Raw genomic sequence first — 12,509 nt, 5'->3', positions numbered from 1 at the left:
TCAGCTCGCCACCCTCAGTTGGGCTTGAAGCTGGCTTTCTTCAGCAGTGATTCGTACTGCTGACTCATGATGTAGCTCTGCACCTGAGCCCAGAAGTCCATCGTCACGACGACGATGATCAGCAGGGAAGTGCCACCGAAGTAGAACGGCACGTTGTACTTCAGCGTCAGGAACTCCGGCAACAGGCAGACGGCGGTGATGTAAATCGCGCCAGCGAGCGTCAGCCGAGACAGGATCTTGTCGATGTGCTTGGCCGTCTGCTCACCCGGACGAATGCCCGGAATGAATGCGCCGCTCTTCTTCAGGTTGTCGGCAGTCTCGCGGCTGTTGAACACGAGGGCCGTATAGAAGAAGCAGAAGAACACGATGGCTGCCGAGTACAGCAGCACATAGATCGGCTGCCCCGGGCGAACCATGTCCGCCAGATCCTTCAGCCAGCGCAGGCCGTCCCCGGTCGCAAACCAGCTCACCACCGTGGTCGGCAGCAAGATGATGGACGACGCGAAAATCGGCGGGATCACGCCCGACATGTTCAGCTTCAGCGGCAGGTGCGACGACTGGCCACCGTAGACCTTGTTGCCGACCTGACGCTTGGCGTAATTCACCAGGATCTTGCGCTGACCACGCTCCACGAAAACGACGCCATAGGTCACAGCACCGATCAGGGCGATGACGATGATCGCGGCCCCGTAACCCATGGCTTGCGTGCGAACCAGCTCCAAGAATCCACCGACCGCGCCGGGCAGACCCGCAGCGATACCGCCGAAGATCAGGATCGAGATGCCGTTGCCCAGGCCGCGCTCGGTGATCTGCTCACCCAACCACATGAGGAACATCGTGCCGGCCACCAGGCTGGACACCGCCGTCAGGCGGAAGCCAAAGCCGGGGTTCAGCACCAAGCCAGCAGAGCCCTCGAGAGCCAGCGCGATCGACAGGCTCTGGAACAGGGCCAAGCCCAGCGTGCCGTAGCGCGTGTACTGGGTGATCTTGCGGCGGCCCGCCTCGCCTTCTTTCTTCAGCTGCTCCAGCGTCGGCACGACGTAGGTCATCAGCTGGATGACGATGGAGGCCGAGATGTACGGCGTGATGCCCAACGCGAACACGGTAAAGCGCGACAGCGCGCCGCCCGAGAACATGTTGAACAGGCTCAGGATGCCACCAGCCTGGCCCTTGAAAAACTGGGCCAGCTGGTTCGGGTCGATACCGGGCACGGGGATGTGCGCCCCGATGCGGTAGACGACCAGGGCCAGCAGCAGGAACACAAGCCGGCGACGCAGGTCGCCGAACTTGCCGCTCTTGGCCAGCTGATTCGCGTTGGTAGCCACGCTGGATCAGGTCCTTGTGCTTATTGCGCGACCGAGCCGCCGGCCGCCTCGATGGCCGCCTTGGCGCCCTTCGTGGCGTTCACGCCCTTCAGCGTGACCTTGCGCTCGATCTTGCCGGCCAGGATGACCTTGACCGACTTGGCCAGCTGCGGCACCAGGCCGACAGCCTTCAGCGTCGACACGTCGATCTCTTCGCCAGCCAGACCTTGCAGGTCCGACAGCGTGATTTCGGCGTTGTACTTCAGCGTCAGCGACTTGAAGCCACGCTTGGGCAGGCGGCGCTGCAGCGGCATCTGGCCGCCTTCAAAGCCGACCTTGTGGTAGCCGCCCGCACGGGACTTCTGGCCCTTGTGGCCACGGCCGGCGGTCTTGCCCAGACCGGAGCCGATGCCACGGCCGACGCGGCGACGCGCCTTCTTCGAGCCTTCAGCGGGCTTGATCGTGTTGAGTTCCATCGTCTTGTCCTCTTTGTGCCCGGCGCTTACAGCACCTGCACCAGATAGGCGATCTTGTTGATCATGCCGCGCACGGCGGGCGTGTCTTCCAGCGTGGACTGGCTGTTCAGCTTGCGCAGACCCAGGCCGACCACGGTGGCGCGGTGCGAGGCGCGGCAGCCGATGGGGCTGCGCACCAGCTTGACCGTCACGGTTTTCTTGTCAGACATCTTGTGCTCCGCTTGGGCGATCAGTTGAAGATTTCTTCAACCGTCTTGCCGCGCTTGGCAGCGACTTCCGACGCCGTGGTGGAACGCTTCAGGGCGTCCAGCGTGGCGCGGACCATGTTGTACGGGTTCGTCGAACCGTGGCTCTTGGACACGATGTCGGTGACGCCCATCACTTCGAAGACGGCACGCATCGGGCCGCCGGCGATGACGCCGGTACCGACGGGGGCCGGCGCCAGCATGACGCGCGATGCGCCGTGCTCGCCAATCACGTTGTGGTGGACCGTGCCGTTCTTCAGCTGGACCTTCACCATGTTGCGACGGGCCGATTCCATGGCCTTCTGCACGGCCACCGGAACTTCCTTGGCCTTGCCCTTGCCCATGCCGATCCGGCCATCGCCGTCACCGACCACCGTCAGGGCAGCGAAGGACAGCGTACGGCCGCCCTTGACCACCTTGGTGACGCGGTTGACCGCGATCATCTTTTCCTTCAGGCCGTCGTCGTTGCCTTCAGCCTGCGCGCCGCGGGGTTGAAACTTTGCCATTTCGTATTCCTATGCGTCAGAACTGCAGACCGGCTTCGCGGGCTGCTTCGGCCAGGGCCTTGACCCGGCCGTGATAGGCGAAGCCAGCGCGGTCGAAGGCGACCTTCTCGATGCCAGCGGCCTTGGCCTTCTCGGCGATGCGCTTGCCGATCAGCGTTGCGGCGGCGACGTTGCCACCGTTGGCCATCTGCTCGCGCACTTCCTTCTCGGCCGTCGAGGCCGCAGCCAGCACCTGACCACCGTCCTCGGAGATGACCTGGGCGTAGATGTGCAGGTTGGAGCGGAACACCGTCAGACGGGCCACGCGCTGGATCGCAATGCGCGCACGGGTCTGGCGCGAGCGACGCAGGCGTTGTTCTTTCTTCGTGATCATGGCGCGGCTCCTTACTTCTTCTTGGTCTCTTTGAGGGAGACCTTCTCATCCGAGTAGCGGATGCCCTTGCCCTTGTAGGGCTCGGGAGGACGGAAGGCACGCACCTCGGCAGCGATCTGGCCGACGACCTGGCGGTCGGCGCCCTTGATCAGGATCTCGGTCTGCGACGGAGTCTCGACCTTGATGCCGGCCGGCATCTCCTTCACCACAGGGTGAGAGAAACCGATCTGCAGGTTCAGCTTCTGGCCTTGGGCCTGGGCACGGAAGCCCACGCCGACGAGGCTCAGCTTCTTTTCGAAGCCCTTGCTGACGCCGTTGACCATGTTGGCCACCAGGGCGCGCATCGTGCCGCTCATCGCATCGGCTTCGGCCGACTCGTTGACGGGCACGAAGCTCAGCTTGCCGGCTTCGTTCTTGACGGTGACGAGCTTGTTCGTCGGACGCACCAGCGTGCCGAGCGAGCCCTTGACGCTGATGGACTCAGCGCCGATGGTCACATCCACGCCTTGCGGGAGGGTGACCGGCATTTTTCCAACGCGGGACATTGTTCCTACTCCTCTCGCTTAGGCGACGTAGCAGAGCACTTCGCCACCGATGCCGGCAGCGCGGGCCTTGCGGTCCGTCATGACGCCTTGCGGCGTCGTCACGATCGCCACACCCAGGCCATTCATGACCTGGGGAATGTCGTGACGGCCCTTGTAGATGCGCAGGCCGGGGCGGCTCACGCGCTCGATGCGCTCGATGACCGGGCGACCGGCGTAGTACTTCAGCGCGATTTCCAGCTCGGGACGGGCAGCGTCGCCGCGCACCGCGAAATCGTCGATATAGCCTTCGTCCTTCAGGACCTTGGCAATCGCCACCTTCAGCTTGGACGACGGCATCGCCACGCTCGTCTTTTCGACGATCTGCGCGTTGCGGATCCGGGTCAGCATATCGGCGATGGGATCACTCATGCTCATTGCGTTACTCCTATCGGCCGATTACCAGCTGGCCTTGACGACACCGGGGATGTCGCCCTTGAAGGCCAGTTCACGGATCTTGTTACGGGCCAGGCCGAACTTGCGGAAGGTGCCGCGGGGGCGGCCGGTCAGCTCGCAGCGATTGCGCAGGCGGGTCGGGTAGGCGTTGCGCGGCAGCTTTTGCAGCTCCAGGCGAGCGGCGTAGCGCTCTTCCTCGGACTTCTTGCTGTCGTCAATGATGGCCTTCAGTTCCGCATACTTCTTGGCGAACTTGGCGACCAGCGCTTCGCGCTTCAGCTCACGTTGTTTGATCGAGAGTTTTGCCACGGGTCACCTCAGTTCTTGAACGGAAACTTGAACGCAGCCAGCAGAGCCTTGGCTTCGTCGTCCGTCTTGGCCGTCGTCGTGATGCTGATGTTCAGACCACGCAGCGCATCCACCTTGTCGTACTCGATTTCGGGGAAGATGATCTGCTCTTTGACGCCGATGTTGTAGTTGCCACGACCGTCGAACGAGCGGCCGGAGATACCACGGAAGTCGCGAACGCGCGGCAGCGCGATCGTCACGAAGCGGTCCAGGAATTCATACATCTGGACGCCACGCAGGGTCACCATCGCACCGATGGGCACGCCGTCGCGGATCTTGAAGCCGGCGATAGCCTTCTTGGACTTCGTGACGACGGGCTTCTGGCCGGCGATCTTGGTCAGGTCGCCCACGGCGTGGTCCATGACCTTCTTGTCGGCGACCGCCTCGCTCACACCCATGTTGAGCGTGATCTTGGTGATGCGCGGCACTTCCATGACCGACTTGTAGCCAAACTTTTCAGTCAGGCTGGGCACGATTTTTTCGCGGTAATGCGTTTGAAGACGAGCCATGTCGGACCTCTTAAGCCTTGATCTCTTCGCCGGTCGACTTGTAGACGCGCACCCGCTTGCCGTCGACGAGCTTGACGCCCACGCGATCGGCCTTGCCGGCAGCGGCGTTGAAGATCGCCACGTTGGATTGATGGATGGGCATGGTCTTGTCGACGACGCCGCCGGTGGTGCCCTTCATGGGGTTGGGCTTGACGTGCTTCTTGACGACGTTCACACCTTCGACGACCACGTGGTCTTCGTCAGTGCGCGCGGTCACGGTGCCGCGCTTGCCCTTGTCGCGGCCGGTCAACACGATGACCTGGTCGCCGGTACGGATCTTGTTCATGGCTTACCTCAGACAGTGGGGGCTCAGAGCACCTCAGGCGCCAGCGACACGATCTTCATGAAGCGCTCGGTGCGCAGTTCGCGCGTAACCGGGCCGAAGATGCGGGTGCCGATGGGCTCCAGCTTGGCGTTGAGCAGCACGGCGGCATTGCCGTCGAACTTGACGAGGGAGCCGTCCTGGCGGCGCACGCCCTTGGCGGTGCGAACCACCACGGCGCTATAGACCTCGCCCTTCTTCACGCGACCACGCGGGGCAGCTTCCTTGATGCTGACCTTGATGATGTCGCCGATGTGCGCATAGCGGCGCTTGGAGCCGCCGAGCACCTTGATGCACTGAACGGACTTGGCGCCAGTGTTGTCCGCGACATCAAGCCGCGATTGCATTTGGATCATGTCTGTCCCCAACTTGCCCCAACAAGCGCCCTCTTTCGAGAACCACGAGTCGGTCAGTCTTGGGCCCGTAAGTCGATCAGCTCAAAGCGTTGCACTTTTTGCTGCCCGACGGTTGAGGGCGGATTCCGAGGCCGCAGCACATGGGCTCATGTGCCTAGCTTTCGGCGAAGCTGCGCATTATGCAGTGACAACCCTCGGGACGTCAATGCCCTTGCGCAGAAACTTGAGCGTGAAGCCAAAAGGCCACCACGCTCGACACGCTCAGGCGGCCTTGGCCTGGGCCAGCATCGTTGCGGCGTCGCTGACCTCGAACTTGCCGGGCGCCTCGACATTCAGCGCCTTGACGACGCCATCCTTCACGAGCATCGAGTAGCGCTGTGAGCGCACGCCAAAGCCCTTGGCAGTCAGATCCAGCACCAGGCCCACAGCCGTCGTGAAGGCCGCACTGCCGTCGGCCATCATGCGGACCTTGCCGGCCGTCTTCTGGTCACGTCCCCAGGCACCCATCACAAAAGCGTCGTTCACGGACACGCACCAGATTTCGTCGACGCCAGCCGCCTTGAGGGCATCAGCCTGCGCAACGTAGCCGGGCACATGCTGGGCCGAGCAGGTCGGCGTGAAGGCGCCGGGCAACGCGAAGATCGCGATCGTCTTTCCGGCCGTTGCCTTGTCGATGTCGAAGCTGTTAGGCCCCAGCGAGCAACCCTCACCCTCCACTTCGATGAATTCCTGCAGGCTGCCGGCCGGCAGCTTGTCACCCACTTTGATCATGGCTTTCCCAAAGGTTGGAATGAAAAAAGCCGGTGCACCAGTTTCCTAGCGCGCCGGCTTGTTCGGCGGTCTTGCGACCGACGGCGATTTAGACGATCTCGGCCTTCTGGACCAGGCGGGTCACCACCCAGCTCTTGGTCTTGGAGATAGGACGGCCTTCGCTGATCTCGACGACGTCGCCCATTTTGTACTCGCCCTTTTCGTCGTGGGCGTGGTACTTGCGGGAACGGGCCACGATCTTGCCGTAGAGCTCGTGCTTGGCGCGACGCTCGACCAGGACGGTGACCGTCTTGGCGCGCTTGTCGCTCACCACGCGACCGACCAGGGTGCGGGTGTTCTTGGCTTGGGCCTCAGTCATTTCGTGGCCTCCTTCTTCTTCTGCGCCAGGATGGTCTTGGCACGAGCGATGTCGCGGCGGGTCTTGCCCAGCTGGCTGTGGTTGGTCAGCTGTTGCGTCGCCTTCTGCATGCGCAGGCCGAAGTGAGCCTTCAGCAGGTCCGTCACTTCCTTCTCGAGGGCAGCGACGTCCTTGGCGCGGAGTTCAGTTGCTTTGGTCATCGTGTCGCTCCTCAGGTACCGACCTGGCGGGCCACGAACGTGCAACGCAGCGGCAGCTTCGCAGCAGCCAGCGTGAACGCCTCGCGAGCCAGCGTCTCGGGCACGCCGTTGATCTCATAGAGCACCTTGCCAGGCTGGATCTCAGCGACGTAGTACTCAGGATTGCCCTTACCGTTACCCATACGGACTTCGGCAGGCTTTTGCGAGATGGGCTTGTCCGGGAAGATGCGGATGAAGATCCGACCGCCGCGCTTGATGTGACGCGAGATCGCGCGGCGAGCCGCTTCGATCTGGCGGGCCGTCAGACGGCCGCGCTCGGTGGCCTTCAGGCCGAAATCACCGAAAGACACCGCGGCGCCGCGAGTCGCAACACCGGTGTTGCGGCCCTTCTGCTCCTTGCGGTACTTGCGACGAGAAGGTTGCAGCATGTTTATTCTCCTTTGGCCTCACCGGCGGCGGGAGCCTTGCGGATCACGCGCTTGCCGGCGGGCTTGGCTGCGTCACCCGCGGGGGCGGCGGCAGCGGGCTGTTCTGCTCCGTCACGCGGGCCACGGTCGCCACCCGGGCGGCCACGGCCACCGGGAGCGCCCGGACGGGCGTTACGGCGCGGGCGACGATCGTCTTCGGCGCCAGCGGGGGTGTTGATGACGGGGGCCTCGCCATTGGCCAGGCGGTCACCGCGGTAGACCCACACCTTGACGCCGATGACGCCATAGGTGGTCTTGGCTTCGGAGAAGCCGTAGTCGATGTCGGCCTTGAGGGTGTGCAGGGGCACACGACCTTCGCGATACCACTCGGTGCGAGCGATTTCGATGCCATTCAGACGACCGGCGCTCATGATCTTGATGCCCTGGGCACCCAGACGCATGGCGTTCTGCATCGCGCGCTTCATCGCGCGGCGGAACATGATGCGCTTCTCGAGCTGCTGGGTGATCGAGTCGGCGATCAGCTGAGCATCGACTTCGGGCTTGCGCACTTCTTCGATGTTGACAGCGACCGGCACGCCCAGACGCTTGGTCAGCTCGGCCTTCAGCGCCTCGATGTCCTCGCCCTTCTTGCCGATCACGACGCCCGGACGTGCCGAGAAGATCGTGATGCGCGCGTTCTTGGCGGGGCGCTCGATCAGGATGCGCGAGACGGCGGCATTCTTGAGCTTGGTCTTCAGGTATTCACGAACTTGCAGATCCTCGGCCAGCATCGTGGCGAAGTTCTGGTTGTTCGCGTACCAGCGCGAAGCCCAATTGCGGGTGACAGGAAGGCGGAAGCCAACCGGATGGATTTTCTGTCCCATAGTCTTCCTTGCGCCTCAGTTGCCAACAGCCACGAAGATGTGGCAAGTGGGCTTGCTGATGCGGTTGCCGCGGCCCTTGGCGCGAGCCGAGAAGCGCTTCAGCGTGGCACCCTGCTCAACATAGATCGAGGTGACCTTGAGTTCATCGATGTCAGCGCCGTCGTTGTGCTCGGCGTTGGCGATGGCACTCTCAAGCGCCTTCTTGATGATGACGGCCGCCTTCTTCTGGGTGAATTCCAGGATGTTGAGGGCTTGATCCACCTTCTTGCCGCGGATCAGGTCCGCCACAAGGCGGCCCTTATCGCAGGACAGGCGGACGCCGCGAACGATTGCTTTGGTTTCCATCGTCGACATCCTTACTTCTTCCCGGCCTTCTTGTCGGCCGGGTGGCCCTTGAAGGTGCGGGTCAGTGCGAATTCACCCAGCTTGTGGCCGACCATCTGGTCAGACACATAGACCGGCACGTGCTGCTTGCCGTTGTGAACGGCGATCGTCAGACCGATGAACTCGGGCAGGATCGTCGAGCGACGCGACCAGGTCTTGATGGGCTTCTTGTCCTTGTTGGCAACTGCCTTGTCGACCTTGGCCTGCAGGTGGTGGTCAACGAAGGGGCCCTTCTTCAGCGAACGAGTCATGGCCTAGCCCTTACTTCTTGCGACGCGAGACGATGAAGGTCTGCGTGCGCTTGTTGTTGCGAGTACGGTAGCCCTTGGTCATCGTGTTCCAAGGCGAAACCGGGACCTGGCCTTCGCCGGTGCGGCCTTCGCCACCACCGTGCGGGTGATCCACCGGGTTCATGGCGACGCCGCGGACGGTCGGGCGGATGCCCTTCCAGCGGATCGCGCCGGCCTTGCCGTACTGACGCAGGCTGTGCTCTTCGTTGCTCACTTCACCGATGGTGGCGCGGCAGTCGATGTGCACGCGGCGAACTTCGCCGGAGCGCAGGCGGACCTGAGCGTAGACACCTTCACGAGCCATCAGGACGGCGGAAGCGCCGGCCGAACGGATCATCTGCGCGCCCTTGCCGGGCAGCAATTCGATGCAGTGAATCGTCGAACCCACCGGGATGTTGCGGATCGGCAGCGTGTTGCCAGCCTTGATCGGCGCTTCGGAGCCGCTCAGGATGGTCGCGCCGACTTCCAGACCGCGCGGGGCGATCACATAGCGGCGCTCGCCGTCGGCGTAGCACACCAGCGCGATGTGGGCCGTACGGTTCGGGTCGTACTCGATGGTCTCGACCTTCGCCGGGATGCCATCCTTGTTGCGCTTGAAGTCAACCACGCGGTAGTGGTGCTTGTGACCACCGCCCTTGTGGCGAATCGTGATGTGACCGTTGTTATTGCGGCCGGAGTTCTGGATTTGCGGCTCAAGCAGCGCTGCATGGGGCGCGCCCTTGTGCAGGTGCTTGTGCACAACCTTGACGACGCCACGGCGACCGGGCGAAGTCGGCTTGACTTTGACGATGGCCATTTACGCGGCCTCCCCGGAGAAATTGAGCTCTTGACCAGCCTTGAGGGCCACGTAGGCCTTCTTGACGTGATCACGGCGGCCGGCGCGGCCACCAAAGCGCTTCGTCTTGCCCTTGACCTGGACGACGTTGACCGACTCGACCTCGACCTTGAACATCAGTTCGACAGCGGCCTTGATCTCCGGCTTGGTGGCGTCGCGCAGGACCTTGAACAGGACCTGGTTGTGCTTCTCGGCAACTTGCGTGGCCTTCTCGGACACGATGGGCGCGAGCAGCACGGAGGCCAGACGGCCTTCGGAATACTTGGTGACGCTCATGCCAGCATCTCCTTGAGTTGCTCGACCGCAGCCTTGGTCACCAGCACCTTCTTGTAGAAGACCAGCGACAGGGGGTCGGCGTAGCGCGGCTCGACAACCAGCACGTTGGCCAGGTTGCGCGAAGCCAGCGCCAGGTTGTCATCAACGACGTCGGAGATGACCAGCACCGAGTCCAGGCCCATGGCCTTGAACTTGGCGGCCAACAGCTTGGTCTTGGGGGCTTCGATCGAGATCGAGTCCACCACGGCCAGACGACCTTCACGAGCCAGCTGCGAAAGGATCGCAGCCATGCCGGCGCGGTACATCTTCTTGTTCAGCTTGTGCGAGAAGTTCTCGTCAGGCATGTTCGGGAAGATGCGACCGCCCCCGCGCCACAGAGGCGACGAGGTCATACCGGCGCGAGCGCGGCCGGTGCCCTTCTGGCGGAACGGCTTCTTGGTCGAGTGCTTGACCTGTTCGCGGTCCTTCTGGGCGCGCGTGCCTTGGCGGGCATTGGCCTGGAAGGCAACCACGACCTGGTGCACCAGGGCTTCGTTGTAGTCGCGAGCGAAGACGGTGTCAGGCGCGTCCACCTTGGCGGTGGCCTGACCCTGCTCGTTCAGGAGCTCGAGCTGCATCAGTTGGCTCCCTTCTTGATCTTGACCTTGACGGCCGGGCGAACGACGACATGGCCGTTCTTGGCACCCGGAACCGCACCACGGACCAGCAGCAGCGAACGAGATTCGTCCACGCGCACGATGTCCAGGTTCTGGACCGACACGGTCTCATCGCCCATGTGGCCGGTCATCTTCTTGCCCGGGAACACGCGACCCGGATCCTGCGCCATGGAGATCGAGCCCGGCACGTTGTGCGAACGGCTGTTACCGTGCGACGCGCGCTGCGAGCCGAAGTTGTGACGCTTGATGGTGCCGGCGTAGCCCTTACCGATGGACGTGCCTTGCACGTCGACCAGCTGGCCAGCAGCGAACATCGTCACCGGAACGGTCGCGCCAGCCTTGTACTGGGCTGCGACGTCGGCTTCGACGCGGAATTCCTTGAGGATTTCACCGGCTTCGACACCTGCCTTGGCGAGGTGGCCGGCTTCGGGCTTGGTCACGCGCGAAGCTTTGCGCGTACCGAACGCCACCTGGATGGCGCTGTAGCCGTCGGTCTCTTGGGTCTTGACCTGGGTCACGCGGTTGTTGGACACGTCCAGCACCGTCACAGGGATGGCATCGCCATCGTCCGTGAAGATGCGCATCATGCCCACCTTGCGGCCCAGCAAACCGAGACGGTTGCTCAGACTCATGTTTTTCTCCAGCCCCGGCAGCTCTCGCCTTCGAAGCTATTGCGAACACCCGACATCGATTGGCCGGGCTGACCTTGCAGCACCACCCGAACGAGCCGAGCGATGCTGCGCGAATAACCGAGCAGGCAATAGCCCAACCCGGAAAAGCTGGCGAGTATAGCCCGCGGGATAGTACTCACGCAAGCAGCCCACCAAAAACAAGGCCCCGGCCTGTCAAGACAGCGCCGGGGCCTTGCATTGAAGCCCGAGGGCTTCGGTTTACTGCAGCTTGATTTCGACGTCGACGCCGGCAGGCAGGTCGAGCTTCATCAGCGCGTCGACCGTCTTGTCGGTCGGGTCGACGATGTCCATCAGGCGCTGGTGCGTGCGGATCTCGAACTGGTCGCGGCTCGTCTTGTTGACGTGCGGCGAGCGCAGGATGTCGAAACGCTCCAGGCGCGTGGGCAGGGGCACGGGACCCTTGACGATGGCGCCGGTGCGCTTGGCGGTCTCAACGATCTCGAGGGCCGACTGGTCGATCAGCTTGTAATCAAACGCCTTGAGGCGGATGCGGATTTTTTGCTTTTGCATGACGGTTCCTTAAAGAGCGGGGTGAGCACCGGACGGAAGCCGCCCAGTGCACGTCACGCAGTGATTACTCGATGATCGTGGCGACGACGCCGGAGCCGACGGTACGGCCACCTTCACGGATGGCGAAACGCAGGCCGGTTTCCATCGCGATCGGGGCGATCAGCTTCACGGTGATGCCGACGTTGTCGCCAGGCATGACCATTTCCTTGTCCTTCGGCAGCTCCACGGCACCCGTCACGTCCGTCGTGCGGAAGTAGAACTGGGGACGGTAGTTGTTGAAGAACGGGGTGTGGCGGCCGCCCTCTTCCTTCGACAGCACGTAGATCTCGGCCGTGAAGTGGGTGTGCGGCTTGATCGTGCCGGGCTTGGCCAGCACTTGGCCGCGCTCGACGTCTTCACGCTTGGTGCCGCGCAGCAGGATGCCGACGTTGTCGCCCGCTTGACCTTGGTCCAGCAGCTTGCGGAACATTTCGACGCCGGTGACGGTCGTCTTCTGGATTTCGCGGATGCCGACGATTTCGATTTCTTCGCCGACCTTGATGATGCCGCGCTCGACGCGACCGGTCACCACGGTGCCACGACCCGAGATCGAGAACACGTCTTCCACCGGCAGCAGGAAGGCACCGTCAACGGCACGGTCCGGCTGGGGGATGTAGGTGTCCAGCGCCTCGGCCAGGCGCATGATGGCTTGCTCGCCCAGGTCGCCGGTGTCGCCTTCCAGGGCCAGCTTGGCCGAGCCCTTGACGATCGGGGTGTCGTCGCCGGGGAAGTCGTACTTGGACAGGAGTTCG

The 12,509-nt window shown here is 63.1% G+C and carries 24 protein-coding genes; all 24 read right to left on the bottom strand.

What is annotated here, in order from left to right; all coding sequences use genetic code 11:
• Nucleotides 1–14: 14 nt before the first annotated feature.
• Nucleotides 15–1,325: a preprotein translocase subunit SecY gene (gene secY, locus LXT13_RS21030; protein ID WP_233374051.1), complete on the bottom strand. Its 1,311-nt coding sequence runs from the start codon at nucleotides 1,323–1,325 to the stop codon at nucleotides 15–17.
• A 20-nt stretch (nucleotides 1,326–1,345) separates the two neighbouring features.
• Nucleotides 1,346–1,780, bottom strand: coding sequence for a 50S ribosomal protein L15 (gene rplO / locus LXT13_RS21025; RefSeq protein ID WP_233374042.1), 435 nt, complete (start codon nucleotides 1,778–1,780; stop codon nucleotides 1,346–1,348).
• Between the two features lie 26 nt (nucleotides 1,781–1,806).
• The gene (gene rpmD, locus LXT13_RS21020; RefSeq protein WP_056877725.1) at nucleotides 1,807–1,989 is read right to left on the bottom strand and encodes a 50S ribosomal protein L30; all 183 of its coding nucleotides are present in this window, start codon (nucleotides 1,987–1,989) and stop codon (nucleotides 1,807–1,809) included.
• 20 nt (nucleotides 1,990–2,009) lie between these two features.
• Nucleotides 2,010–2,531: a 30S ribosomal protein S5 gene (rpsE, locus tag LXT13_RS21015; protein ID WP_233374035.1), complete on the bottom strand. Its 522-nt coding sequence runs from the start codon at nucleotides 2,529–2,531 to the stop codon at nucleotides 2,010–2,012.
• 16 nt (nucleotides 2,532–2,547) lie between these two features.
• Nucleotides 2,548–2,904: a 50S ribosomal protein L18 gene (gene rplR, locus LXT13_RS21010; RefSeq protein ID WP_233374032.1), complete on the bottom strand. Its 357-nt coding sequence runs from the start codon at nucleotides 2,902–2,904 to the stop codon at nucleotides 2,548–2,550.
• 11 nt (nucleotides 2,905–2,915) lie between these two features.
• A complete protein-coding gene (gene rplF, locus LXT13_RS21005; RefSeq protein ID WP_233374022.1) occupies nucleotides 2,916–3,449 on the bottom strand; it encodes a 50S ribosomal protein L6 in 534 nt (177 codons plus the stop codon).
• Nucleotides 3,450–3,467: 18 nt separating this feature from the next.
• Nucleotides 3,468–3,863 carry a 30S ribosomal protein S8 gene (gene rpsH / locus LXT13_RS21000; RefSeq protein WP_233374015.1) on the bottom strand — a complete coding sequence of 132 codons (396 nt, stop codon included), beginning with the start codon at nucleotides 3,861–3,863 and terminating at the stop codon, nucleotides 3,468–3,470.
• Between the two features lie 21 nt (nucleotides 3,864–3,884).
• Complete coding sequence (rpsN, locus tag LXT13_RS20995) at nucleotides 3,885–4,190, bottom strand: 30S ribosomal protein S14 (RefSeq protein ID WP_233374013.1); 306 nt, start codon at nucleotides 4,188–4,190, stop codon at nucleotides 3,885–3,887.
• A gap of 8 nt (nucleotides 4,191–4,198) precedes the next feature.
• Nucleotides 4,199–4,738 (bottom strand): 50S ribosomal protein L5, encoded by a 540-nt coding sequence (rplE, locus tag LXT13_RS20990; protein WP_233374005.1) that lies wholly within the window; start codon nucleotides 4,736–4,738, stop codon nucleotides 4,199–4,201.
• A gap of 10 nt (nucleotides 4,739–4,748) precedes the next feature.
• Entirely contained in the window at nucleotides 4,749–5,063 is a 315-nt protein-coding gene (gene rplX, locus LXT13_RS20985; protein ID WP_233374004.1) for a 50S ribosomal protein L24, read from the bottom strand.
• Nucleotides 5,064–5,086: 23 nt separating this feature from the next.
• A complete protein-coding gene (gene rplN / locus LXT13_RS20980; RefSeq protein WP_056194233.1) occupies nucleotides 5,087–5,455 on the bottom strand; it encodes a 50S ribosomal protein L14 in 369 nt (122 codons plus the stop codon).
• Nucleotides 5,456–5,716: 261 nt separating this feature from the next.
• Nucleotides 5,717–6,226 carry a peroxiredoxin gene (locus LXT13_RS20975; protein ID WP_233374003.1) on the bottom strand — a complete coding sequence of 170 codons (510 nt, stop codon included), beginning with the start codon at nucleotides 6,224–6,226 and terminating at the stop codon, nucleotides 5,717–5,719.
• A gap of 88 nt (nucleotides 6,227–6,314) precedes the next feature.
• A complete protein-coding gene (gene rpsQ / locus LXT13_RS20970) occupies nucleotides 6,315–6,584 on the bottom strand; it encodes a 30S ribosomal protein S17 (RefSeq protein ID WP_233374002.1) in 270 nt (89 codons plus the stop codon).
• On the bottom strand, nucleotides 6,581–6,784 hold the full coding sequence (gene rpmC, locus LXT13_RS20965; RefSeq protein WP_233374001.1) for a 50S ribosomal protein L29: 204 nt from the start codon (nucleotides 6,782–6,784) through the stop codon (nucleotides 6,581–6,583). The genes rpsQ and rpmC overlap by 4 nt, the downstream gene beginning before the upstream one ends.
• 11 nt (nucleotides 6,785–6,795) lie before the next feature.
• Nucleotides 6,796–7,212 carry a 50S ribosomal protein L16 gene (rplP, locus tag LXT13_RS20960; RefSeq protein ID WP_056877734.1) on the bottom strand — a complete coding sequence of 139 codons (417 nt, stop codon included), beginning with the start codon at nucleotides 7,210–7,212 and terminating at the stop codon, nucleotides 6,796–6,798.
• Between the two features lie 2 nt (nucleotides 7,213–7,214).
• Nucleotides 7,215–8,075, bottom strand: a complete 861-nt coding sequence (gene rpsC / locus LXT13_RS20955; protein WP_233374000.1) for a 30S ribosomal protein S3 — start codon at nucleotides 8,073–8,075, stop codon at nucleotides 7,215–7,217.
• Between the two features lie 15 nt (nucleotides 8,076–8,090).
• Nucleotides 8,091–8,420, bottom strand: a complete 330-nt coding sequence (rplV, locus tag LXT13_RS20950) for a 50S ribosomal protein L22 (protein WP_233374577.1) — start codon at nucleotides 8,418–8,420, stop codon at nucleotides 8,091–8,093.
• 11 nt (nucleotides 8,421–8,431) lie between these two features.
• The gene (rpsS, locus tag LXT13_RS20945) at nucleotides 8,432–8,710 is read right to left on the bottom strand and encodes a 30S ribosomal protein S19 (protein ID WP_088484478.1); all 279 of its coding nucleotides are present in this window, start codon (nucleotides 8,708–8,710) and stop codon (nucleotides 8,432–8,434) included.
• Nucleotides 8,711–8,720: 10 nt separating this feature from the next.
• Nucleotides 8,721–9,545: a 50S ribosomal protein L2 gene (gene rplB / locus LXT13_RS20940; RefSeq protein WP_233373999.1), complete on the bottom strand. Its 825-nt coding sequence runs from the start codon at nucleotides 9,543–9,545 to the stop codon at nucleotides 8,721–8,723.
• Complete coding sequence (rplW, locus tag LXT13_RS20935) at nucleotides 9,546–9,860, bottom strand: 50S ribosomal protein L23 (RefSeq protein ID WP_056877739.1); 315 nt, start codon at nucleotides 9,858–9,860, stop codon at nucleotides 9,546–9,548.
• Nucleotides 9,857–10,477 (bottom strand): 50S ribosomal protein L4, encoded by a 621-nt coding sequence (gene rplD / locus LXT13_RS20930; RefSeq protein ID WP_233373998.1) that lies wholly within the window; start codon nucleotides 10,475–10,477, stop codon nucleotides 9,857–9,859. The genes rplW and rplD overlap by 4 nt, the downstream gene beginning before the upstream one ends.
• Nucleotides 10,477–11,148 (bottom strand): 50S ribosomal protein L3, encoded by a 672-nt coding sequence (rplC, locus tag LXT13_RS20925; protein WP_233373997.1) that lies wholly within the window; start codon nucleotides 11,146–11,148, stop codon nucleotides 10,477–10,479. The genes rplD and rplC overlap by 1 nt, the downstream gene beginning before the upstream one ends.
• Nucleotides 11,149–11,406: 258 nt before the next feature.
• Nucleotides 11,407–11,718 carry a 30S ribosomal protein S10 gene (rpsJ, locus tag LXT13_RS20920; protein WP_132576760.1) on the bottom strand — a complete coding sequence of 104 codons (312 nt, stop codon included), beginning with the start codon at nucleotides 11,716–11,718 and terminating at the stop codon, nucleotides 11,407–11,409.
• A gap of 64 nt (nucleotides 11,719–11,782) precedes the next feature.
• A partial coding sequence (locus LXT13_RS20915; RefSeq protein WP_255719644.1) for an EF-Tu C-terminal domain-related protein occupies nucleotides 11,783–12,509 on the bottom strand: 727 nt, incomplete at its 5' end.

The sequence above is a fragment of the Pelomonas cellulosilytica genome, assembly GCF_021353265.1.
Taxonomy (GTDB): Bacteria; Pseudomonadota; Gammaproteobacteria; order Burkholderiales; family Burkholderiaceae_C; genus Pelomonas; species Pelomonas cellulosilytica.
Note: the sequence above shows the minus strand (reverse complement) of the source record. Positions and strands in the feature narration are given on the sequence as shown.